Annotated in this window: 18 protein-coding genes; 11 read left to right on the top strand and 7 right to left on the bottom strand. The window is 62.4% G+C overall.

Going from position 1 to position 23,751, the window contains the following annotated elements; all coding sequences use genetic code 11:
• The 4 genes from HU773_RS13835 to HU773_RS13850 all read left to right on the top strand — a co-directional run bounded on the left by HU773_RS13835 (window position 1) and on the right by HU773_RS13850 (window position 9,441).
• Entirely contained in the window at window positions 1-1,338 is a 1,338-nt protein-coding gene (locus HU773_RS13835) for a TolC family outer membrane protein (RefSeq protein WP_057959670.1), read from the top strand.
• A gap of 66 nt (window positions 1,339-1,404) precedes the next feature.
• Window positions 1,405-4,329, top strand: a complete 2,925-nt coding sequence (eprS, locus tag HU773_RS13840; RefSeq protein ID WP_186625765.1) for an autotransporter serine peptidase EprS — start codon at window positions 1,405-1,407, stop codon at window positions 4,327-4,329.
• A gap of 31 nt (window positions 4,330-4,360) precedes the next feature.
• Window positions 4,361-7,492, top strand: a complete 3,132-nt coding sequence (locus HU773_RS13845) for an autotransporter outer membrane beta-barrel domain-containing protein (RefSeq protein WP_186625754.1) — start codon at window positions 4,361-4,363, stop codon at window positions 7,490-7,492.
• Between the two features lie 101 nt (window positions 7,493-7,593).
• Entirely contained in the window at window positions 7,594-9,441 is a 1,848-nt protein-coding gene (locus HU773_RS13850; protein WP_186625756.1) for a polyurethane esterase, read from the top strand.
• A gap of 44 nt (window positions 9,442-9,485) precedes the next feature.
• Here the strand turns inward: HU773_RS13850 and HU773_RS13855 are convergent, their stop codons facing one another.
• Window positions 9,486-9,710: a YgdI/YgdR family lipoprotein gene (locus tag HU773_RS13855; protein ID WP_057438460.1), complete on the bottom strand. Its 225-nt coding sequence runs from the start codon at window positions 9,708-9,710 to the stop codon at window positions 9,486-9,488.
• 188 nt (window positions 9,711-9,898) lie between these two features.
• Here HU773_RS13855 and HU773_RS13860 point away from each other — a divergent pair, with 188 nt between their 5' ends.
• The 3 genes from HU773_RS13860 to HU773_RS13870 all read left to right on the top strand — a co-directional run bounded on the left by HU773_RS13860 (window position 9,899) and on the right by HU773_RS13870 (window position 14,813).
• Window positions 9,899-11,548 (top strand): VRR-NUC domain-containing protein, encoded by a 1,650-nt coding sequence (locus HU773_RS13860; protein ID WP_169960305.1) that lies wholly within the window; start codon window positions 9,899-9,901, stop codon window positions 11,546-11,548.
• Entirely contained in the window at window positions 11,545-13,797 is a 2,253-nt protein-coding gene (locus tag HU773_RS13865; protein ID WP_186625758.1) for an ATP-dependent DNA helicase, read from the top strand. Before HU773_RS13860 ends, HU773_RS13865 begins: the two co-directional genes overlap by 4 nt.
• A gap of 80 nt (window positions 13,798-13,877) precedes the next feature.
• A complete protein-coding gene (locus HU773_RS13870) occupies window positions 13,878-14,813 on the top strand; it encodes an alpha/beta fold hydrolase (RefSeq protein WP_186625760.1) in 936 nt (311 codons plus the stop codon).
• A 3-nt stretch (window positions 14,814-14,816) separates the two neighbouring features.
• Here HU773_RS13870 and HU773_RS13875 read toward each other — a convergent pair whose 3' ends face one another.
• The 3 genes from HU773_RS13875 to HU773_RS13885 form a co-directional block, all read right to left on the bottom strand.
• Window positions 14,817-15,248 carry a nuclear transport factor 2 family protein gene (locus tag HU773_RS13875; RefSeq protein WP_120733094.1) on the bottom strand — a complete coding sequence of 144 codons (432 nt, stop codon included), beginning with the start codon at window positions 15,246-15,248 and terminating at the stop codon, window positions 14,817-14,819.
• Between the two features lie 621 nt (window positions 15,249-15,869).
• On the bottom strand, window positions 15,870-16,820 hold the full coding sequence (locus tag HU773_RS13880; protein ID WP_029299950.1) for an alpha-E domain-containing protein: 951 nt from the start codon (window positions 16,818-16,820) through the stop codon (window positions 15,870-15,872).
• Window positions 16,821-16,822: 2 nt separating this feature from the next.
• Window positions 16,823-18,232 carry a circularly permuted type 2 ATP-grasp protein gene (locus HU773_RS13885; RefSeq protein WP_057959664.1) on the bottom strand — a complete coding sequence of 470 codons (1,410 nt, stop codon included), beginning with the start codon at window positions 18,230-18,232 and terminating at the stop codon, window positions 16,823-16,825.
• Between the two features lie 375 nt (window positions 18,233-18,607).
• Here HU773_RS13885 and HU773_RS13890 point away from each other — a divergent pair, with 375 nt between their 5' ends.
• The 3 genes from HU773_RS13890 to HU773_RS27555 all read left to right on the top strand — a co-directional run bounded on the left by HU773_RS13890 (window position 18,608) and on the right by HU773_RS27555 (window position 19,602).
• The gene (locus HU773_RS13890) at window positions 18,608-19,153 is read left to right on the top strand and encodes a hypothetical protein (RefSeq protein ID WP_186626223.1); all 546 of its coding nucleotides are present in this window, start codon (window positions 18,608-18,610) and stop codon (window positions 19,151-19,153) included.
• Between the two features lie 85 nt (window positions 19,154-19,238).
• On the top strand, window positions 19,239-19,466 hold the full coding sequence (locus tag HU773_RS13895; protein ID WP_081044249.1) for a hypothetical protein: 228 nt from the start codon (window positions 19,239-19,241) through the stop codon (window positions 19,464-19,466).
• A 4-nt stretch (window positions 19,467-19,470) separates the two neighbouring features.
• Entirely contained in the window at window positions 19,471-19,602 is a 132-nt protein-coding gene (locus HU773_RS27555) for a hypothetical protein (protein WP_258571511.1), read from the top strand.
• Between the two features lie 71 nt (window positions 19,603-19,673).
• Here HU773_RS27555 and HU773_RS13900 read toward each other — a convergent pair whose 3' ends face one another.
• Window positions 19,674-20,117: an Lrp/AsnC family transcriptional regulator gene (locus HU773_RS13900; RefSeq protein ID WP_057438466.1), complete on the bottom strand. Its 444-nt coding sequence runs from the start codon at window positions 20,115-20,117 to the stop codon at window positions 19,674-19,676.
• 131 nt (window positions 20,118-20,248) lie between these two features.
• Between HU773_RS13900 and HU773_RS13905 the strand changes: the two genes are divergently transcribed.
• Window positions 20,249-21,163, top strand: coding sequence for a DMT family transporter (locus tag HU773_RS13905; RefSeq protein WP_186626224.1), 915 nt, complete (start codon window positions 20,249-20,251; stop codon window positions 21,161-21,163).
• Window positions 21,164-21,197: 34 nt separating this feature from the next.
• On the opposite strand, the gene HU773_RS13910 is transcribed toward HU773_RS13905, so the two are convergent.
• Both HU773_RS13910 and HU773_RS13915 read right to left on the bottom strand, forming a co-directional pair.
• Window positions 21,198-23,201 carry a peptidase U32 family protein gene (locus HU773_RS13910; protein ID WP_128593867.1) on the bottom strand — a complete coding sequence of 668 codons (2,004 nt, stop codon included), beginning with the start codon at window positions 23,199-23,201 and terminating at the stop codon, window positions 21,198-21,200.
• Window positions 23,202-23,295: 94 nt separating this feature from the next.
• Window positions 23,296-23,676 carry a RidA family protein gene (locus HU773_RS13915; protein WP_057438469.1) on the bottom strand — a complete coding sequence of 127 codons (381 nt, stop codon included), beginning with the start codon at window positions 23,674-23,676 and terminating at the stop codon, window positions 23,296-23,298.
• Between the last annotated feature and the right edge of the window lie 75 nt (window positions 23,677-23,751).

A 23,751-nucleotide genomic window follows, 5' to 3' on the forward strand; every position in this document is an offset into this window, starting at 1 on the left:
ATGAAGCCTGTGTTCATCGCCTTGTTTCTCGCCTGCACCGGCGCCCAGGCTGCCATGGGCCCGTTCGATGTGTATGAACAGGCCCTGCGTAACGATCCAGCCTTCCTCGGCGCAATCAAGGAGCGTGACGCCGGCCTGGAAAACCGCACCATCGGCCGCGCCGGCCTGTTGCCCCGGCTGTCGTACAACTACAACAAGGGCCGCAACAACTCCCAGGCCAACCTGCCCGATGGCCGTGGCGGCCACTACCACGACGACCGCAACTACAACAGTTTCGGTTCGACCTTCACCCTGCAACAGCCGCTGTTCGACTACGAAGCCTATGCCAATTACCGCAAGGGCGTGGCCCAGGCGCTGTTTGCCGATGAGAGCTTTCGCGACAAGAGCCAGGCGCTGTTGGTGCGGGTGCTGACCTATTACACCCAGGCCCTGTTCGCCCAGGACCAGATCGACATCGCCCGGGCCAAAAAGAAGGCCTACGAGCAACAGTTCCAGCAGAACCAGCACCTGTTCCAGCAGGGCGAGGGCACCCGCACCGACATTCTGGAGGCCGAGTCCCGTTATGAACTGGCGACGGCCGAAGAGATCCAGGCGCTCGACGAGCAGGACGCGTCACTGCGCGAACTGGGGGCTTTGCTTGGCGTACAGAGTGTCGACATTGCCGACCTGGCGCCACTGAACCAGGACTTCGCCGCCTTGACCCTGGCCCCTGCCAACTACGACAGCTGGCACGAACTGGCATTGACCAACAACCCGACCCTGGCCTCCCAGCGCCAGGCCGTGGAAGTGGCGCGCTATGAGGTGGAACGCAACCGCGCCGGGCACCTGCCACGCATCACCGCGTATGCCAGTTCGCGCCAGCAGGAGTCCGACAGTGGCAACACCTACAACCAGCGCTACGACACCAACACCATCGGCATTGAAGTCAGCGTGCCGTTGTATGCCGGGGGCGGCGTCTCGGCGTCCACCCGCCAGGCCAGTCGCTCCATGGAGCAGGCCGAGTACGAACTGGAGGGCAAGACCCGCGAAACCCTGATCGAGCTACGGCGCCAGTTCAGCGCCTGCCTGTCGGGGGTCAGCAAGCTGCGCGCCTATCAAAAGGCCCTGGCCTCGGCTGAAGCGCTGGTGGTGTCGACCAAGCAAAGCATCCTTGGCGGCGAGCGCGTCAACCTCGATGCCCTCAACGCCGAGCAGCAGCTGTACAGCACCCGTCGCGACCTGGCCCAGGCCCGTTACGACTACCTGATGGCCTGGACCAAATTGCATTACTACGCGGGCAACCTGCGCGACACCGACCTGGCCAAGGTCGACGAAGCCTTTGGCCCAGGCCCGCGCTGAATAAAAAACACAATAAAAGTGAGGACGGTCACCGTGAACGCGAAACAACGAGGCTATCACTGCGTCATGCTGTGTGGGCTGGCCAGCCTGGGCACTGCCCAGGCCGCGCCCTATGTAGAGGCCGGCAAGCTGGGCGACCCCGCCAGTTGGCGCTCGGCGGAATATCAAAGGGACTGGGGCCTGGGCCGCATGCAGGCTGATCAAGCCTATGCCGCCGGGATCAGCGGTGCCGGGGTGAAGATCGGCGCGCTGGACTCGGGTTTTGATGCCAGCCACCCGGAAGCCTCCCCGCAGCGTTTTCACCCGGTGACCGCCAGCGGCACTTACGTGGATGGCAGCCCGTTTTCCACCACCGGCGCGCTGAATCCCAACAACGACTCCCATGGCACCCACGTCACCGGCACCATGGCGGCTGCGCGGGACGGCAACGGTATGCATGGCGTGGCATACAACGCGCAGATCTATGTGGGCAATACCAACGCCAACGACAGCTTCCTGTTTGGCCCGACGCCCGACCCCAAGTACTTCAAGGCGGTGTACAGCGCCATGGTCGATTCCGGGGTACGCGTGATCAATAACAGCTGGGGCAGCCAGCCCAAGGATGTCAGCTACCAGACCCTGGGTGATCTACACGCCGCCTACGCGCAACACTTCAACCAGGGCACCTGGCTGGACGCCGCCGCCGATGTGGCCCGCGCCGGGGTGATCAACGTGTTCAGCGCCGGCAACAGCGGGTATGCCAACGCCAGCGTGCGTTCGGCCTTGCCGTACTTTGAGCCGGCGCTGGAAGGCCACTGGCTAGCGGTGTCGGGCCTGGATCAGGCCAATAATCAGAAGTACAACCAGTGCGGCATCGCCAAGTACTGGTGTATCTCCACCCCCGGCGCGAAGATCGACAGCACCATCCCTGGCGGCGGTTATGCGGTCAAGTCCGGCACCTCGATGTCGGCGCCCCATGCCACGGGCGCCTTGGCGCTGGTGATGGAGCGCTACCCGTACTTGAACAACGAGCAGGCCTTGCAGGTGTTGCTGACGACGGCCACGCAACTGGACGGTTCGGTGACCGACGCGCCGAACGCCAAGGTCGGCTGGGGCGTGCCGGACCTTGGCCGGGCGATGCATGGACCGGGGCAGTTACTGGGCGCCATGGACGTCAATCTGGCGGCCGGGCAGGGCGATGTGTGGAGCAATGGCATTTCCGACAAGGCGCTGCTGCAGCGCCAGGCGGAAGACAGCGCCGAACACCTGGCATGGCAACAGACCGTGCAGGACAAGGGCTGGGAAAATGGTCCTGGCGCCGGCGCCAGCCAGCAGGAGCAGACCGACTACGCGGTAGGCATGGCCCGGGATGCGGCGGCGGCCCAGCGCATTTACCAAGGCAGCCTGATCAAGTCCGGCGCCGGTAGCCTGCTGCTCAGTGGCGACAGCACCTATCGCGGCCCGACCACGGTCAATGGCGGTGTATTGAAGGTCGATGGTTCGTTGACCTCGGCGGTCACGGTCAACCCTGGCGGGACCCTGGGCGGTTCCGGGCGCATCGGCGCATTGCAGGCCAACAGCGGCAGTGTGATTGCGCCGGGCAATTCCATCGGCACCTTGAACGTGACCGGGGATGTGCGCTTCGACGCCGGTTCCACCTATGCGGTGGAGCTGTCGGACGCCAGCAGCGATCGTATCGTCGCGGGCGGCAAGGCTACCCTCAACGGCGGCACCGTGACCCTGGCCCTGGAAAACAGCCCGACCCTGCTCAGCCAGCCCCAGGCGCAAAGCCTGATCGGCCGCCAGTACAACATCTTGCAGGCGGCGGGCGGAGTGACCGGCAGTTTTGCTGCGGTATTGCCCAACTATCTGTTTCTGGGCGGCAACCTCGATTACGGCACTAACGGCGTGCAACTGGCTATCGCGCGCAATGACGCAAGCTTTGCCAGCGTCGCGGCGACCCGCAACCAGCTTGCCGTGGCTTCCGCTGCCGAGCAGTTGGGGGCCGGCAACCCGGTGTATGAAAGCGTGCTGAGTGCCGACTCCGCAGTGGTCGCGCGCCAGGCCTTCCAGCAGTTGTCTGGCGAAATCTACCCGGCGGTGGGCGCGATGCTGATCAACGACAGCCGCCATGTGCGCGAGGCCGTCGGTGAGCGCCTGCGCCATGTGCCGGCGACCGGCGAAAGCAACCTCTGGATCAAGGCCCTCGGCGCCTGGGGCAAGGCCGACAGCAGCAGCGAATACGCGGGGTACACCCGCTCTATCGGCGGAATGCTGCTGGGGGTCGATGGCCAGTGGGACGAACAGACCCGCGTCGGCGTGATGGCGGGCTACAGCGACAGCTCGCTGAACATGGGCGATGGCACGCACTCGTCGGCCGATGTCGACAGCTACCACCTGGGCACCTATGCCGGGCGTGAGCTGGGCAACTGGCGCGTGAGTGTGGGCGGCGCCTACAGCTGGCATCGCGGCGATGTGCAGCGCGACCTGCAATACGGCGACGTCAGCGCCAAGCAAAAGGCCAAGCTGGATGCACGCAGCCTGCAGGTGTTCACCGAGGCGGCCTACCGCTTGAACCTGCAAGCGCTGGCCCTGGAACCGTTTGCCAACCTGGCCTATGTGCACCTGGACAGCGAAAGCTTCCATGAAAAAGGCGATGCCGCCGCCCTGCAGCGCGGCAGTGATCGCCGCGACGCGACCCTGAGCACCCTGGGCCTGCGCGCCGTTAAAACAGTGCCGCTGAATGACCGCCAGCAACTGGAACTCTCCGGCTCGCTCGGCTGGCAGCACAGCCTGACACCGGTTGAATCCGAGGAGCACCTGGCCTTTGTTGCCGGCGGCCCATCGTTTGCCGTGCAAAGCACGCCGTTGCAGCGCAACGCCGCGCTGGTGGGCTTGAAGGCCAGCCTGGCATTGAGCGAGACCACGCGGGTCAACCTCGATTACAGCGGCCAATTGGGTGCGAAGGAGAACAACCAGGGCGTGGGCCTGAGCCTCGACTGGCAGTTCTGAAGCGGCGCCAACAAAAAGAACAACAAACGCAATGAAACTAAGGAAGGTCACCGTGAACGTAAAACAACGAGGGTTTCACTCCGCCATCCCAACAGGCCCGGGCTACCCGCTCAAGGCCCTGAGTCGCGTGCCATACGGCGCGTTGCTGTGTTGCCTGGCCAGCCTGGGTACCGCCCAGGCCGCACCCTACGTCGAAACCGGCAAGCTGGGGGATATCGCCAGTTGGCGCAGCAATGAGTTCAAGGCCGACTGGGGCCTGGGGGCGGTGAATGCCGATGTGGCGTATGCCGCCGGTTACAGCGGCAAGGGCGTGAAGCTGGGGATTTTCGACCAGCCTGTGTACGCCTTGCACCCTGAGTTCTCCAGCCCGGGCAAGGTGCAGACCCTGGTCACTGAAGGGATCCGCCAGTACACCGACCCGTACATCCCGGTAAAGGCCGGTGACCCGTTCCGCTATGACGGCACACCGTCCCAGGGCTCCAATGGCAAGCTGGGCGACCACGGCACCCATGTCGGTGGCATTGCCGCCGGCGACCGTAACGGTGGGCCGATGCACGGCGTGGCCTACAACGCACAGATCCTCAGCGCCGAGAACGGCGACCCCGGCCCCGAAGACGGGATCATCCTGGGCAACGACGGCGCGGTGTACCAGGCCGGCTGGGACAGCCTGGTGGCCAATGGTGCGCGCATCATCAACAACAGCTGGGGCATCGGCATTGGCGATCAGTTTGCCCAGGGCGGCAAGGACCCGGCGTCCCCCCATTTCGGCCTCAGCGAGGCGCAGGCGCAGTTCGACCAGATCAAACCCTTGCTGGGCACCGCTGCTGGGGGTGCTTATTCGGGCGCGATCAATGCGGCGCGTAGCGGCGTGCTGACAATCTTTGCCGCCGGCAACGACTACAACCTGAACAACCCCGATGCGATTTCCGGCCTGGCGTATTTTGTCCCCGAGATCGCACCCAATTGGCTGTCGGTGGCGGCGTTGCAGCGCAACCCGGACGTCAACAGCCCCAACCCCTATGTGATCAGCACCTTCTCCTCGCGCTGCGGGTATGCCGCGAGCATCTGCGTATCGGCACCGGGCACGGCGATCTACAGCTCGGTGATGGTCGGCACCACCGTCGATAACATGAACCTGGGCTGGAACAATAAAAGCGGTACCTCCATGGCCGCGCCCCATGTGGCGGGCGCGGCCGCGGTGTTGATGGAACGTTTCCCGTATATGAGCGGCGAGCAGATTTCCACGCTGCTCAAGACCACCGCCACCGACCTTGGCGCACCGGGCATCGACTCCCTGTACGGCTGGGGCATGATCAACCTGGGCAAGGCGGTCAACGGCCCGGGGATGTTTATCACCGCCGAGGATATTCCGGCCGAGTTTCGCATCGACGGTGGCTATGGCAGCGGCCAGTTTGTCGCGGACTTGCCCGGGGTTGGGGCGGTGGTCGATGCCGGCAAGCCCACCGAGCGCCTGTGCACCGATGTGCACTGCGGGCGGGACGTGTGGAGCAATAACATTTCCGGTCACGGCGGCCTGACCAAGCAGGGCATCGGCACACTGGTGCTGACCGGCAGCAACACCTACAGCGGGCCGACCCTGGTCAATCAAGGCTTGCTGGCGGTCAATGGCTCGCTTACATCGCAGGTCACTGTCAGCAACAGCGGGGTCTTGGGCGGGGCCGGTAGCATCGGCGCGCTAAACGCGAAAAGCGGCGGTACGGTCGCGCCGGGCAACTCCATCGGCACCTTGAATGTGGCTGGGGATGTCAATTTCGATGCGGGCTCCACCTATGCGGTAGAGCTGTCCACGACCAGCAGCGACCGCATCGTCGCCGGTGGCAAGGCGACCCTCAACGGCGGCACTGTGACCCTGGCCCTGGAGAACAGCCCGACCTTGCTTAGCCAGCCCGAAGCGCAAAGCCTGATTGGTCGCCAGTACAATATTCTGCAGGCGGCCGGGGGGATTACCGGTAGTTTTGCCTCGGTACTGCCCAATTACCTGTTTGTCGGCGGCAACCTGAACTATGGCGCCAACGGCGTGCAACTGGATGTCGCGCGCACGGCCAACAGCTTCGCCAGCGTCGCGGCGACCGATAACCAACGTGCGGTGGCGGCGGCTGCCGAGCAACTGGGTGCAGGTAACGGGGTGTATGAAAGCCTGCTGCTGGCGCCGAGTGCGGCCTCGGCGCAAGGGGCGTTCCAACAGTTGTCGGGGGAAATCTACCCCGCCCTGGAAACCGCGCTGGTCAACGACAACCGCTACCTGCGTGAAGCCGTAGGCGAGCGCCTGCAGCAGGGGGAAATGGGCACTTCAGCGCAAACCCTCGACTCGCGTGGCAACGTCTGGATCAAGGCCCTCGGCGCCTGGGGTAAAACCGACAGCGCCAGCGATACGGCGGGCTACACCACCTCCATCGGCGGCCTGCTGGCGGGTGTGGACGGTGCGCTGGATGAAAACACGCGCCTGGGCCTGGTCGCGGGCTACAGCGATACCTCGCTGAACATGGGCGATGGCACCCATTCGCGGGCATCGGTGGACAGTTACCACTTTGGCGCCTATGCCGGTCACGACATCGGCGCCTGGCGCCTGAGCGGCGGGGCAACCTACAGCTGGCACCGTGCTGATGTGACGCGTGAGCTGCAATACGGCGAAGTCGCCGGCAAGCAGAAAGCCAAGGTCGATGCCCGCAGCACCCAGGTCTTTACCGAAGCGGCTTACCGCCTGAACCTGCAACCGCTGGCGCTGGAGCCATTCGCCAACCTGGCCTATGTGCATCTGGACAGCGATGGCTTCAGCGAGAAAGGCGATGCAGCGGCGCTCAAGGGCGGCGATGACACCCGCGACCTGGTGCTCAGCACCCTGGGCGTACGGGCCTTGAAGACCTTCAACGTCACCGACCATCAGGCCCTCGACGTTTCCGGCACCCTGGGCTGGCAGCACAACCTCAGCGCCACTGATTCCGAGCGCCACCTGGCGTTTGCTTCGGGTAGCACTGCGTTTGCCGTGGAAAGCTCGCCGATGGTGCGCGATGCGGCGTTGGTCGGTGCGCGGGCCAGCCTGGCGCTGACCAAGGATGCGCGGCTGAACTTTGACTACAACGGCCTGCTGGCCAGCAAGGAGAAAATCCACGGTGTGGGCTTGAGCCTGGACTGGGCCTTCTAAACACCGCAGCTCCAAACTGTGGGAGCAGGTTTGCTCCCACAGTTACAGCATTCCAACTGTTTTGGCTTTCTCGACAATTCCAACAAAAGAGAGGCAATACCATGGGTGTCTACGACTACAAAAACCTTACTACCGAGGACTCCAAAGCACTGTTCGCCGATGCCATGGCGATCACGTTGTACTCCTACCACAACCTGGATAACGGCTTTGCCGTGGGCTACCAGCAGCATGGCCTGGGGCTTGGCTTGCCGGTGACCCTGGTGCAGGCGTTGCTGGGCAGCACCGACTCCCAGGGCGTGATCCCCGGTATCCCATGGAACCCCGACTCGGAAAAGGCCGCCCTCGACGCGGTGCAAAAGGCCGGTTGGACCCCCATCAGCGCCAGCACCCTCGACTACGGCGGCAAGGTCGATGCCCGGGGCACCTTCTTTGGTGAGAAAACCGGCTATACCAGTGCCCAGGTAGAAGTCCTGGGCAAATACGATGACGCCGGCAAACTGCTGGAAATCGGCATTGCCTTCCGTGGCACCTCGGGGCCCAGGGAGAACCTGATTGTTGATTCCATCGGCGATGTGATCAGCGACTTGCTGGCAGCCTTCGGCCCTGCGGACTATGCGAAAAACTACGCGGGCCAGGCGTTTGGCAACTTGCTGGGCAAAGTCGCCGCGTATGCCAGCGCGCAGGGGCTCAGTGGCCAGGATGTACTGGTCAGCGGCCATAGCCTCGGTGGCCTGGCGGTCAACAGCATGGCCGACTTGAGCAACACCACCTGGGCGGGTTTCTATAAGGACGCCAACTACGTGGCCTATGCCTCGCCGACCCAGAGCAGCGGCGACAAGGTGTTGAACATCGGTTATGAAAACGACCCGGTCTATCGCGCCCTCGACGGTTCGTCGTTCAATCTGTCGTCCCTCGGGGTGCATGACCAACCGCATGCCTCCAGCACCGATAACATCGTCAGCTTCAACGACCACTACGCCTCGACGCTCTGGAATATCCTGCCGTTTTCCATTCTCAACCTGCCGACGTGGATTTCCCATTTACCCACGGGTTATGGCGATGGCATGAGCCGCATCCTCGAATCCAAGTTCTATGACCTGACCAGCCGTGATTCGACGATCATCGTCGCCAATCTGTCGGACCCGGCGCGCGCCAACACCTGGGTGCAGGACCTCAACCGCAACGCCGAAGCCCACCAGGGCAGTACGTTCATTATCGGCAGCGACGGCAATGACCTGATCCAGGGTGGCCGGGGCAACGACTACCTGGAAGGTCGCGCCGGCAACGATACCTTCCGTGATGGCGGCGGCTACAACATCCTGCTGGGCGGCAAGGGGTTCAACACCCTGGACTTGCAGCAGTCGCTGAAAAACGTCGAAGTGGCCAACGATGGCGCAGGCACCCTGTACATCCGCGACGGCCAAGGCGGTATCAGCATGACCCGCGATATGGGCGCGATAGTGAGCAAGGAAAGCTATCTGTTGCTGTTCAGCAAAGAGGTGACCCACAGCGTGACCGACAAGGGGTTGCTGGCGGGCAAGGACCTGACCGCCTATGCGGCGTCGCTCAAGGGCGATGCCGGCGCCAATGTTCTCAAGGCCGGCGATAGCGGGCAGTGGTTGTTTGGCCTGGACGGCAATGACCACCTGATCGGCGGTAAAGGCAACGATGTTCTGGTGGGCGGGGCCGGCAATGACCTGCTGGAAGCGGGTGGCGGGCGCAATACCTTCCTGTTCGACGGCGACTTCGGCCAGGACCGGATCCTGGGCTACCAGTCGACGGACAAACTGGTATTTATGGGCGTGGCGGGGGTGGGCGGGCAGTACAACTACCTCGACCATGCCAAGGCAGTGGGCAGCGATACGCTGCTGACCTTCGGCGATAACTCGGTGACGCTGGTGGGGGTAGGGCTGGGCAGCCTGTCGGCGGAGGCGTTCGTGATTACCTGAAACAAACCGTAGGCGCCGGTTCGCCGGCTCCTACGGTGATTCGGTCAGTCTTCCTTGCGCACGGTCGCGACATCCGCCGCCTTGACCCGTACGCGCTTGCCGGCGATATCGGTAAATTCGTAGAAACCATCGGGAGTCTTGGCATTCGGCGTGTCTGTGGTCAGGTACTGCGTACCGTTCTGCAAGGTCACGACGGTCGGCGTCGAGCAACCGGCCAATGCCAGAAACGTCAGTGCAGCCAGCGGCAGGCCCCAGTTCTTCATGTTCATAACCCTTACTCTCATCCTTCGAAAACCCCGTGCTCAACGGCTGCGGGCAACAAATGTTACGCGGATCCACCCCCATCTGATCACTTTTATGCAAAAAGTTGCGTGCGCCACTGATCTATTAGCGATTGCAACGCAGGCCTGGCAGCGGCAATCTGTATGCATAACCAGTGTTTGCCCAAGTGCCCGTCATGTCCAATCCCCTCGAAGACCCGTTTTACTACCTGCATAATTTCCAGCAAGTGCTCGACTGGCTGGAGCAGCGCTATGCGGATGTGCTGGACGATGAAGAGCAGCGCTTCGTTACGCAGTTCGCCCAGCTGCCGCAACCGGCCCAGGCGTTGCTGGTGCGCATGGTGATGCGCAAGGGCCTGCATTTTCGGGCGAGCAAGCTCAATTACCTCGAGATCGGCCCGGTCGACGTGGCCGTGCAGCCACTGTTGGCTCACGGTTGGGTGAATGAGCAGGGCCTGCTGGCGCTTGATGAGGTGTGGGGGCAACTGCAAAAAGGCGAGGTGCTGCAAGCGTTCAAGCCGTGGATCGAGCAGCCCAGGGGCAAGAAGTCCGATTGGCTGCCCGGTTTATCCAGCCAATTTACCGAGCCGCGGACGTTTGCGCAGTGGTGTCCGCAGTTGGACGACCGGCTGTACAGCCTTACGGTGATGGACCTGTGTGACCGCCTGCGGCTGATGTTTTTCGGCAACCTGTACCAGGACTGGTCGGAGTTTGTACTGGCGGACCTGGGGATCTACACCTACGAAAAGGTTGAGTTCTGTGCCGAATCCCGTGGCCTGCGCCATCGCGACGATGTGTCTGGCCTGCTGTTCCTGCACCAATGCCAGCAGGCCTTCGAGGCCGGTGAACCGTTGGCGGAGGTGCTGGCGCAGATCGCCACGCTGACCACTGATAACCCCTGGCTGGAAAAGCGCCGGGCCAAGCTGCTGTTCCAGGTCGGCCAGCATTGCGAACGGCTCGCCGAACTGGCCCTGGCCGAGGCGATCTACCGCGATTGTGCCTACCCCGGCGCGCGTGCACGGCTGATCCGGGTGCTGGAGCGTCAAGAGGCGTTCGCCCAGGCCATGGACCTGGCCCTGGAGGCCCAGGCAGCGCCCCACAGTGCGGCCGAGCAGCAGCACCTGTTGCGGGTGCTGCCACGGTTGCGGCGCAAGCTGGGCGAACCGGCGCTGCCCAAGGCCAAACCCCCGGTGATCCAGCGCCTGGACCTGGAACTGCCATTCCCGCAACCGCTGGCCGCCGTGGAGTTCTGCGTGCAGGCGCACTTGGGAGATGACGCGGGGCCGGTGCACTACGTCGAAAACACCCTGATCAACTCGCTGTTCGGCCTGTTGTGCTGGCCAGCGATCTTCGCGCCGTTGCCCGGCTCGTTTTTTCACCCGTTCCAGCGCGGGCCGGTGGACTTGCACAGTGAGGACTTCCAGCAGCGCCGCGCCGAACTGTTTGCCGCCTGCCTGGATCAACTGCACGACCAGCGCTACAAGACCACGATCCGCCAGCGCTACGCCGAAAAATGGGGGATCCAGTCACCCTTTGTGTTCTGGAATGTATTGAGCGAAGAGTTGCTCGAGCAGGCCCTCGATTGCCTGCCCGCCGAGCACCTGCGGCACTGGTTCGACCGCCTGTTGCTGGATATCCGCGCCAACCGCGCCGGGATGCCGGACCTGATCCAGTTCTGGCCGGCGCAAAAAACCTATCGCATGATCGAAGTCAAAGGCCCGGGCGACCGCCTGCAGGACAACCAATTGCGCTGGCTGGAGTTCTGTGGCGAGCACCAGATGCCGGTCACCGTCTGTTATGTCCGCTGGGCGGAGCAGGGCGCTTGAGCTATACGGTCGCCGTGCGGGCATTGTGCGAGTTCACGGCCAAGGTCGGTGACCTCGACCTGCGGTTTACCCCTTCGCCCAGTGCCCAGGAAGGCATGCTCGGCCACCGCACGGTGGCGTCCCGCCGTAGCGCGCATTACCAGAGTGAGGTGGCGCTGGAAGGGGGCTACCAACAGCTGAGCGTGCGCGGCCGCGCCGATGGTTATGATCCGGATCGCAACGTGCTGGAAGAGGTCAAGACCTACCGTGGCGACCTGGATGCCCAGCCGGCCAACCACCGGCAACTGCACTGGGCCCAGGCCAAGGTCTATGGCTGGCTGATGTGCCGCAAGCTGGGGTTGCCTGAGATCGGGCTGGCGCTGGTGTATTTCGATATCGTCAGCGAGCGCGAAACCGTGATCAACCAGCTGTGCCCTGCGGATGAACTGGAGAAGTTCTTCAATCAGCAGTGCGCGTTGTTTCTCGGCTGGGCCGAGCAGCAGGCGCAGCAGCGCCTGGCCCGTGACACCGCAACCAGGGCCCTGGCCTTTCCCCACGCGGACTTTCGCCTGGGCCAGCGCACCCTCGCCGAGTCGGTGTACAAGGCCGTCAGTACCGGGCGCTGCCTGATGGCGCAGGCACCCACGGGGATCGGCAAAACCATTGGCACGGTGTTTCCGATGCTCAAGGCCCTGGCGCCACAACAGTTGGACAAGCTGTTCTTTCTCACGGCCAAGACCCCCGGCCGCAAACTGGCGCTGGACGCGGTGCGAGTGCTGCACGCCAGCGCCGACCTGCCATTGCAGGTGCTGGAGCTGGTGGCGCGGGACAAGGCCTGCGAACACCTGGACAAAGCCTGTCACGGTGATTCCTGCCCACTGGCCAAAGGCTTTTATGATCGCCTGCCCGCCGCGCGCGAGGCCGCAGCCAAGGTGCGCCTGCTGGATCAACCCACGCTGCGCGAAGTGGCACTGGCCCATGAGGTGTGCCCGTATTACCTGAGCCAGGAGATGGCGCGTTGGTGCGACATGGTGGTCGCAGACTACAACTATTACTTCGATTTTGGCGCGATGCTGTTTGGCCTCGCCCAACTCAACCAATGGCGGGTCGCGGTGCTGGTGGACGAGGCCCATAACCTGGTGGAGCGGGGCCGGGCGATGTACAGCGCCGACCTTGATCAATTTGCCCTGAAGAGCGTGCGCGATAGCGCCCCCGAGCCTTTGCACAAGCCATTGCAGCGGCTCAACCGTGAATGGAATACGCTGCACAAGGAACAGGTCACGGTGTACCAGGCCTATGCCAGCAAACCGGACAAGCTGTTGCAGGCCCTGGCCCTGTGCACCAGCGCCATGGGCGAGTATTTCAACGACCACCCGCAGGCGCTCACGGGCGAACTGCAAAGCTTTTACTTCGAGGCCTTGCAGTTCGCCAAGGTGGCGGAGCTGTTCAACGAGCAGTTTATTTTTGATATCAGCCAGCGCGACCCGCTGGCCAAGCGCCGCTTCTCGCGCTTGAGCCTGCGCAACGTGGTGCCGGCCGAATTTATCCGCCCACGTTTGACCGCAGCCCGCAGCAGCGTGCTGTTTTCCGCGACCCTGAGCCCCCGGCATTACTACGCCGACCTGCTGGGGCTACCGGCGGATACCGCGTGGATTGACGTCGAATCACCGTTCGAGGCCGCGCAGTTGCAGGTGCGCATCATCGATCGCATCTCCACGCGGTTTGTGCATCGCCAGGCGTCTCTGGAGCCCATCGTGGCGTTGATCGCCGAGCAATTTGCGCGTACCCCGGGCAACTACCTGGCGTTTTTCAGCAGCTTCGATTACCAGCAGCAAGTGGCGCAATTACTGGCCGAGCGGCATCCGGCGATCCCGACCTGGCATCAATCACGGGGCATGGCCGAGGCCGAGCGCCAGGCCTTCCTTGAGCAGTTCACCCAGCATAGCCAGGGCGTGGGGTTTGCCGTGCTGGGCGGGGCGTTCGGCGAGGGTATCGACCTGCCGGGGGCGCGTCTGATCGGGGCCTTTATCGCCACCCTGGGCCTGGCGCAGCTCAATCCGGTCAACGAGCAGATGAAGCTGCGCATGGGCGCGATCTTCGGTTCGGGGTATGACTACACCTACCTGTATCCCGGGATCCAGAAGGTGGTGCAGGCGGCCGGCCGGGTTATTCGCACCCGGCAGGACCAGGGGGTAGTGATGCTGATTGATGACCGTTTTGCCGAGCCCAAGGTGCGGCCACTGCTGCCGCGCTGGTGGTCGGTGACCTGAGGTATTTGCCCGATCAATGATGCTGGCGCAGGCCGTGCTGCGTGGGGCAGTCTGCAGCAGTCCCCTGATGGAGCCGCGTGATGAGTGTTATCGAGCAACAGACGATCCAGGTCAACGGTATTCAATTGAGCCTGCATATCGCCGGCCCCGAGAACGGCCCGCCGGTGTGGTTGCTCCATGGCTTTCCCGAGTGTTGGCACTCCTGGCGACTGCAGATACCGGCGCTGGCGGCAGCCGGCTATCGGGTGTTCGTCCCGCAGATGCGCGGCTACGGGCCAAGCAGTGCCCCTGCAGACATTGCTGACTACGACCTGCTGACCCTGTGCGCAGATATCCAGGGCGCCATGGACCTGTTCGGGCATCGTCGGGTGGCGATGGTCGGTCATGACTGGGGCGCCGTGGTGGCCTGGCACCTGGCCTTGCTGGAACCGCAGCGCATCCGCGCCCTGGTCACAATGTCGGTGCCCTTTGCCGGTCGCTCCCGCAGGCCGGTGATCGAGATCATGCGCGAGCTGTACGCCGAGCGGTTCAACTACATCCTGTACTTCCAGGAGCCCGGCGTGGCCGAACAGGAGCTGGAAGCGGACATCGAACGCACCTTGCGCCTGTTTATGCAGGACCAGGATGTATTCCTGCAGCAAAAGCCGGCCACGGCCACCTTGCTCGAGGGTGTCGCGCTGCCGGGCGCCTTGCCGGCCTGGTGCAGCCAGCACGACCTGGAGATCTATGTGCAAACCTTCGCCCAGGGTTTTCGCGGGCCGTTGAACTGGTACCGCAACTTCGAGCGCAACTGGCAGCGCACCGAGTTCCTGGCCGGGCGGCAGGTGTTACAACCGACGCTGTTCCTGATCGGCGACCGCGATCCGGTGGGGGTATTCGAGGCGCATACGCTCAAGCGCATGCCTGAGGTGGTACCGCAGTTGGAACAGCAGGTACTGGCCAACTGCGGGCACTGGATCCAGGTGGAGCAAGGGGCGCAGGTCAACGCCCGGTTGCTGGAATTCCTCGGGCGTTGACTATCAACCCTTGGCCTTGGCCAGGAACGGCGCCAGGCGTCGGCCCATTTCTTCACCGAGAGCCTGTAGCCCGCTCAGGGGGCGGACCATCACCTCAAACTCGATGATCTGCCCCTGTTCGTTGAAGCGGATCAGGTCGATACCCTTGAGCTGCTTGTCGCCCACCCGCGCGCTGAACTCCAGCACCACACTGTGCCCGTCGGCGCTGGCCAGTTCGCGGTGGTACTGGAAGTCTTCAAACACGGTAAACACGGTGTTGAGGATCATCGACACCACGGGCGCGCCGGGGTAGGGCGTATGCGCCATGGGCGAGCGAAACACCGCCTCCGGCGCCAGCAGTTCGGGCAGGGCTTTGAGATCGGCAGTGGCCAGCATGGTGTGCCAGCGTTTCAGGGTATGGGCGGCCGGGGTGGATAATTGCAGAGCGTCGGACATGGTTTGTACCTGTTCTTATGAGTGTCGAACAACCATAAGAGCCGCCGCGAGGTGGGATCAATGATCCAAACTGACAGTTATATGTCTGGAGCAAACACCACACCTGTGGGAGCGGGATTGTCGGGTCGCCGCATCGCTGCGATGGCGGTGTACCGGCCAATACATTTATCGACTGATACACCGCCATCGCAGGCAAGCCAGCTCCCACAGGGAATGCAGTTTCGCGCTTTGGGATTGCTGTTGCTGTTGCTCTGCTTTTGATCTGGCTTTTGATCTTGATCTTAGGCGCCCCGTTAAACCACGATGGCCGCAGGCAGGTATTGCGCAGTGGGCACCCCGGCATGGATGCCGGGGTAGCCGCGACACGGCCATGGATGGCCGATCGCGGCGGGCCCACGGAGCAATGCCTGACTGCGGGCATGCCGAGCCTAGGCGAGGCACCGAGTGGTGGGGCAAGAGTGTTTTGCTTACTTTTGCGCTCTACAAAAGTGAGCCGCCGTAAGGGCGGAACCAATAGCCGCCGTAACCGCAGCAACGGATATGTACACAAACCCAAGAAACACTAAAAAAATAGATACCTATGGCTATAACGGGCCCACCTCTACAGCGGGATATGGGGGGTCAAACCACCTCCAGGTAGGAACTGTGGATCGCCCGCGCCAGTTCGCGCACGGTGTCGATAAATTCGGTCAGCCGGCTGTGCAAGCCTTCTTCGAGAATCTCATCAATACCGGTGTAACGCAGCCGCGCCTCAAACTCGGCCGCCAAGCGCTGGGCCGTACGGCCGTAACTGCCCGGCAGGTCGGCGAGGATATGGCTCAACTCCTCGATACATGCATGCAACGAGCGCGGTACGTCGCTGCGCAACAGCAGCAGTTCCGACACCGAACGCGCATTCAGCGCATTGGGGTACAGCTCGGTGTAGGCCTCGAACGACGACAAGGCACGCAGCAGAGCGCTCCACTGGTAGTAGCCGCGGGCGGACAGGTCGCTGACTTCTTCGGACTCTTCGCCAAACATCTCGTAGCGTGCATCCAGCAGGCGCAGGGTGTTGTCGGCGCGCTCGACAAAGGTACCCAGGCGGATAAACCGATAGGCATCGTTGCGCATGATGGTGCCGGACGTGGCCCCTCGGAACAGGTGCGAGCGTTGCTTGACCCAGTCACAGAAGTGGCTGATGCCATGGCGCGCCAGGCCGCCGGCGGCGATGCTGCGCATTTCCAGCCAGGTGGCGTTGAGGTTTTCCCACATGTCGGCGGTGATCCGCCCACGTACCGCATGGGCATTGCCCCGGGCGGCGCGCAGGCAGTTGTAGATACTGGCCGGGTTTTCTTCGTCGAGGGCGAAGAAGTGCAGCATGCGCTCGGCGTCCAGTTGTTGATGGCGCTCCAGGTAGCTGTCGAGGGTGCCACTGCTGAGCAGCGACATCGCCAGTTCGTCCAGGCCATCACTGCGCCCGGCCTGGGGCATCAGCGACAGCGAGTAGCTGACCTCCAGCATGCGCGCCAGGTTTTCCGCGCGTTCCAGGTAGCGCGACATCCAATACAGATCTGCGGCGGTTCTACTCAGCATACTCAGCCCTCCACCACCCAGGTGTCCTTGGTTCCGCCGCCTTGCGACGAGTTGACGATCAATGAGCCTTCACGCAATGCCACCCGGGTCAGGCCGCCTGGCACCAGGCGGGTTTCCTTGCCCGACAGCACAAACGGACGCAGGTCGATATGCCGTGGCGCGATGCCGTTTTCGACAAAGGTCGGGCAGGTCGACAGGCTCAAGGTTGGCTGGGCGATATAGGCATGGGGCCGGGCCTTGATGCGTTGGCGGAAGTCCTCGATCTCGGCCGCCGAGGCGGCTGGGCCCACCAGCATGCCGTAGCCGCCGGAGCCCTGGGTTTCCTTGACCACCAGCTCGGGCAGGTGCGCCAGTACATGGGACAGTTCTTCAGGTTTGCGGCACTGGAACGTCGGCACGTTTTGCAACACCGGTTCTTCATCCAGATAGAAGCGAATCATCTCCGGCACATAGGGGTAGATGGATTTGTCGTCGGCCACCCCGGTGCCGATGGCATTGGCCAGTACCACATTGCCGGCGCAGTAGGCGGCCACCAGGCCAGGCACGCCGAGCATGGATTCGGGGTTGAACGCCTGGGGGTCGAGGAAGGCATCGTCGATGCGCCGGTAGATCACATCCACGGCTTTCGGGCCGTCGGTGGTGCGCATGAACACCTTGAGGTCGTGCACGAACAGGTCGGCACCTTCGACCAGCTCCACCCCCATTTCCCGGGCCAGGAACGCATGTTCGAAGAACGCGCTGTTAAAGCGCCCCGGGGTCAGTACTACGACATTGGGGTTGTCCAGGCGGCTGGCGCTTTTCAGGGTCTTGAGCAGCAGGTTGGGGTAGTGATCCACCGGCGCGATGCGCTGCTTGGCAAACACTTCCGGGAACAGGCGCATCATCATCTTGCGGTCTTCGAGCATGTAGCTCACGCCGCTGGGGGTGCGCAGGTTGTCTTCGAGGACGTAGTAGGTGCCATCGCCATCGCGCACCAGGTCGACACCGGAGATATGGGAGTAGATATTGCGGTGCAGGTCCAGGCCGACCATGGCCTTCTGATAGCCTTCATTGCCCAGCACCTGGTCGGCGGGAATGATCCCGGCCTTGATAATGCGCTGGTCGTGGTAGATATCGGCGAGGAACATGTTCAACGCATTGACCCGCTGGATACAGCCGCGTTCGATCACGCTCCATTCACTGGCGGGGATGCTGCGCGGGATGATATCGAAGGGGATCAGGCGCTCGGTGTCCTGCTCGTCACCGTACAGGGTGAAGGTGATGCCGGCGCGGTGGAACAGCAGGTCGGCCTCACGGCGGCGCTGGGCCAGCAGTTCCGGCGGGGTGTTGGCCAGCCAGCGGGAAAAATCCTGGTAGTGCGCACGGCATACGCCGTTTGCGTCATTCATCTCATCAAAGAAAGATCGAGCCATTCCAATTACCTTGTCAGTGCCGGGTGAAAGGCTGCAGGCACTGCCGCTTTAGAAAACGCATTGTTATGAGCCCGTGGCTTTTGGCGCCAACGGACCGGGTCCTTACTTTCTTTTGGAGTCGGCTCTGAGTCGGGGGGTAACAGTTGCTCCTGTGTTCACCTGGGCAGGCAGGGGATTACAGGAGTAAAGCAATGGCTGTGCCGGAACCGCGTTTATTGGGATTACACGGTGTATCAGCCCGTTACTGGAGCAGCCTGCGCAAGTGCAGTGCGTGATATGCGCAGTCTGCGCCCTATAACGGTGCAGGCGATTGACCTGAACTTCGGCCATGGGCGGTTCTTCTAAGGAGATTAAGCACTCTGAGGATCAACGATTGTGCCCAGAATCATCTCCCCGCACAGCCCGGAATCGGCGCTGACTGACCACACCGAACACAACGCCAAGATTTTCGGTTCGCCCAAGGACCGGCTGGACTTCTATCGCCGGGAAATCCAGTACGAAACCACCATCCTCGCCAACCGCACCGATGCCTACCTGACGGCGCAGTCGTTTTTGGTGATTGCCTTTGTGTCGTGCATGGGCAACCTCAACCCGGAGTGGGGCAAGCTGTTTACCCTGGTGGTTCCGCTGCTGTTGTCGATGCTCGGGGTGTTCAGCTCGCTCAATGCCTGGCCGGGCATCCGCGCAGCCTACGACATCATTGATCACTGGCACTTCAAGCAAAGCGAGTTGTTGCGCAGCGAGCCGGTGATGGGCCTGGCCTACGATGAGTCACCGTTGTTCTGCGAGACCGAGTCGTCGCACAAGGGTTATCGCAAGTCCTTGCTGTTTTCGGTGCGCACGCCGTGGCTGTTCATGGTGTTCTGGATACTGCTGGCGGCGTTTGCGTTCTATATCCAGGTGGACAATCCGGGGGCGTGACCATTGATCAGTACAGGTCATCCGGACTGAACTTCGTCCACCAGTGCGGCACCTTAACCTTACACCATCGGATAAAGAGGTTCCCATGAGCACCCGTCACAGCCCAGACCCACACGTCAGCGGCAGGAACGATCCGGCCATCGATGACGAGACTCGCCAAGTGCCCGCTCCCGGCACCGCAGCCGCCGCCCCCAAGGACCCGCAACCCGCTACCGACAAGGTGGCCAGGGACAATGAGTACAGCCCGGACTTCAAGCCAGAGCGCGAGCCCAAGCCGCAGACCGACGCTGACATTGATACCCCGGGCGGCTAAGGCCATGCATATTCCAGCCGAAGAGGAACCGATCAATGATCCGGGCAATGAAGACCCCGGATCGTTGATGGATGATGCGCAAGTGCCGCTGATCGAGGAGGAAGAGGTGGCTGACGAAGGCAGTGCTGATGCCTAGCGTCAGCGCCGCATCAGTTAGCCAGCTTGTTATGTGATCCAAAGCGAGAGGAGCGTGCATCAACTCTGGTATCACCCACCTGCCAACGGCGGCAGCCGGCGCTTGACCGGGGTTTTCTTGACGATGGCGGTGTTGGTTTCGGCATAGCCGTTGAGGCGGTCAAGCAAGGTGTCCAACTGATCCATGGTGCGCACGTGCAGCCGCGCGATAAAGCAGTCGTCGCCGGTCACCTTGTCACACTCGGTAAATTCCGGGATCGCCTGGATCTGTCGTTCAACCTCCTGCAATTGGCCGGGCAGGGGGCGGATGCGCACGATGGCTTGCAGCAAGTAGCCAAAATGTTTGGGGTCGACCTCCACGGTATAGCCCTTCAACACCCCGCGCTCTTCCAGGCGGCGCAAGCGCTCGCCGACACTGGGCGAGGACAGGCCGGTTATGCCGGCCAAGGTCTTGAGCGAGCAACGCGAGTCGTCCATCAAGGCAGCGAGCAGTTGCTGGTCGATAACGTCAATCATCCTGGGCTCCTTAGGTAAACCTGAATTTTTGCCTAATAAGAATAGGCAAACACCGCCATTGGCCTTTCTCAGGCGCTGGAGCCTGATCGACGCAGATTGCCATAATTTAGCCTCATTCGAGGAGCTTAATCATGGACAAATCCATACGTCGCGGCTCATGGGAAATGGTTGGCGCCATGCTGATCTCCGGCACGATCGGCTGGTTTGTGCTGGTGTCTGGGGTGCCGGTCATTGAGGTGGTGTTCTGGCGTTGCGTCATTGGCGCCTTGACCTTGTTGCTGGTGTGCTGGCACCTGGGGTATCTGCGCAGTGCCTGGTTGAGTTATTCGACACTCGGCTGGGCCATGTTGAGCGGCGTGGCCATCGTGGGTAACTGGCTGTTGCTGTTTGCGTCCTATGCCAAGGCGTCGATTGCCATCAGCACGGCGGTCTATAACGTTCAGCCATTTATGCTGGTGATCCTCGCGGCGCTGTTGCTTGGCGAGAAAATCACCGTACAGAAGCTGGCGTGGCTGAGCGTGTCATTCATGGGCATGCTGGCTATCGTCACCGCCCATGGCGAGCAGCAGGGCAGCGGTGATCAATACCTGTGGGGCGTGGCTCAGGCGCTGGGCGCGGCTCTTTTGTATGCCATCGCTGCACTGATTATCAAGCGCCTGAAGGCTGTGCCGCCCCATCTGCTGGCGCTGATTCAAGTGAGTACCGGTGCGGTGCTGTTGGTGCCACTGGTTTCATGGCACAGCCTTTCAGCACCGGTTGATGCCTGGGCGGCGCTGTTGACACTGGGTATGGTGCACACCGGTCTGATGTATGTGCTGCTGTATGGCGCGATCCAAAAACTGCCGACGGCATTGACTGGGGCGTTGTCGTTCATCTACCCGATTGCGGCGATCCTGGTTGATTGGATGGCCTATGGGCATCGTCTGGGTTGGACGCAATGGCTGGGTGTTGCGGCGATTCTGCTGGCTGCGGCGGGGTTGCAGCGGGGATGGTGGTGGCGCTGGAAGTCGGATGTTTCGCCCTCTCATGCTAAGCGCCCCTTGTAGGAGCCAGCCAAAGCCAGCTCCTACAGAGGGGGACTCAGTGTGGTGCGCGGGGAATGGTCTTGAGCAAGTCCGCCGGGCTGATATGCCCCACGACTTGCTGTTGCACACCACTGCCCGGCAGCGGCAGATCGAGGATATGCCCCTTGATCTTGCCCACCACATGCATTTCGCACGGTTTGCAGTCGAATTTCAGGGTCAGTACTTCGTCGCCGTGAATCAACTGCATCGGTGCGACCTTGGTGCGTACGCCGGTCACGCCCTTGGCCTGCTTGGGGCACAGGTTGAAGGAGAAACGCAGGCAGTGCTTGGTGATCATCACCGGCACTTCACCGGTTTCTTCGTGGGCCTCGTAGGCCGCATCGATCAACTTCACGCCATGGCGATGGTAGAAGTCGCGGGCCTTCTGGTTGTAGACGTTGGCCAGGAACGACAGGTGCGACTCCGGGTACACCGGCGGCGGTGTGGTTTCGGCCTTGCGACCACCACGGGGGTGGGCCTCGACACGCGCAACCGTCAGCGCTTCGATTAAGTCGCGGCGCAGGGCCTTGAGTTGCGAGTTGGGAATGAAAAACGCCTGGGGGGCGTCCAGCTCGATTGCGGTGGCGTGATACTGGGTGGTGCCCAGTTGGCCAAGCAGGTCGCGCAAGGTGTCCAGCGCCTGTTCCGGCTTGTTGGCCACGCCGAACGGGCCGGGCAGGGTGGTGCAGACACTCACGCCTTCTTCACTGGTGGCGGTCAGTTGCAATTGGTCTTCGCGCAGGGTGGCCTGCCACGACACGCCAACCCGCCGCTCGGCGGAGGTCTTGAGCAACGCTTGCTGCCAGTTATGGTCGAGGTTGCGGTTGAGCGGGTGATTCGGTCGTAGTTGATGCAGGCCCGCCGGCATTTCGTTGGGCTCGACACGGTAGCGGTAGCGCTTTTCGCCGTCTTCTTCGAACTCACCTTTAGGCTCGGCGATATTGGCGCGAAAACCCACGACTTCACGCTTGATCAGCACGTTGAGGCCATCGCCGTTGGACAGCGGCTCATGGGTGATCACCTGCAAGTCGCGCTTGCCGGCTTTTTCCACGACACCTACCGGCAGGCCGGTAAAGGTTGGGGTGTCGAAGGCGCCGATATCAATCTTGCGGTCACTGACGAAGTAGTCGGTGCTGCCACGGTGGAAGGTTTTTTCCGGGTCTGGCAGGAAGAAATGCGCGGTACGCCCGCTGGAAGCGCGAGCCAGGTCCGGGCGGTCTTCGAGGATCTCGTCCAGGCGCTGGCGGTAATAGGCGGTGATGTTCTTCACATAACCCATGTCTTTGTAGCGGCCCTCGATCTTGAACGAGCGCACGCCGGCGTCTACCAAAGCGCGCAGGTTGGCGCTCTGGTTGTTGTCTTTCATCGACAGCAGGTGCTTTTCAAAGGCCACGACGCGGCCCTGGTCATCCTTGAGGGTGTAGGGCAGGCGGCAGGCTTGGGAGCAGTCGCCACGGTTGGCGCTGCGGCCATTTTGCGCGTGGGAAATATTGCATTGCCCGGAGAACGCTACGCACAACGCGCCATGGATGAAGAACTCGATGGCGGCATCGGTTTCATCGGCAATCGCGCGGATTTCCTGGAGGTTCAGCTCGCGGGCCAGCACCAACTGGGAGAACCCGGCCTGGTCGAGGAACTTGGCCCGGTTCAAGGTGCGGATGTCGGTCTGGGTGCTGGCATGCAGCTCGATGGGCGGGATATCCAGCTCCATCACCCCCAGGTCCTGGACGATCAGCGCATCAACGCCGGCATCGTACAACTGGTGGATCAGCTTGCGGGCCGGCTCCAGTTCGTCGTCGTGCAGGATGGTGTTGATGGTGGTGAACACCCGGGCGTGGTAACGACGGGCGAATTCCACCAGTTGGGCGATCTCGCTCACGTCGTTGCAGGCGTTGTGGCGCGCACCGAAGCTTGGGCCGCCGATGTACACGGCGTCGGCGCCGTGCAGGATGGCCTCGCGCGCGATGGCGACATCGCGGGCAGGGCTGAGCAATTCCAGATGATGCTTGGGCAAGGACATAGTTTTTTTAGTCAGGCTTGTCACGGTTGAGGCGCGCATTGTAGCCGTGAATCGCCTGGCGGGCACCCGCTGGATGCCCAATGACGCGCCGGGCTCAGCCCTTGGCGGCCATCGCCGTGACTTCAACCCGCATGCCTTCGACCGCCAACGACGCCACGCCAACCGCCGCGCGTACCGGCCAGGGTTTGGCGAAGAAGCGCTTGTACACCTCGTTGAATGCGGCGCGGTCGGCCATGTCAGTGAGGTAGATGGTCAAGTGCATGACCCGGTCCATGCTGCTGCCGGCGCGTTCGAGGGCGACTTTGAGGGCTTGCAGGGTGCATTCGCTTTGCGCAGTGACATCGCCCAATTCCAGGCTGCCATCGGCGCGTACCGGGATTTGTGTGGAGACCAGGATGCCGTTGAAGCCGATGACGTCGGAGGAAATCGAATCCGGGTCGAGGTCGGGGGTGAAGCTGAGGTCGTGGTTGCTCATGGGGAGCCCTAGGTGAATGGAACAGCGTGGATAGTAAACGCTACGCACTAGTTATCGGTCGATAAATTATCCCTT

It is taken from the genome of Pseudomonas shahriarae (genome assembly GCF_014268455.2).
Taxonomy (GTDB): domain Bacteria; phylum Pseudomonadota; class Gammaproteobacteria; order Pseudomonadales; family Pseudomonadaceae; genus Aquipseudomonas; species Aquipseudomonas shahriarae.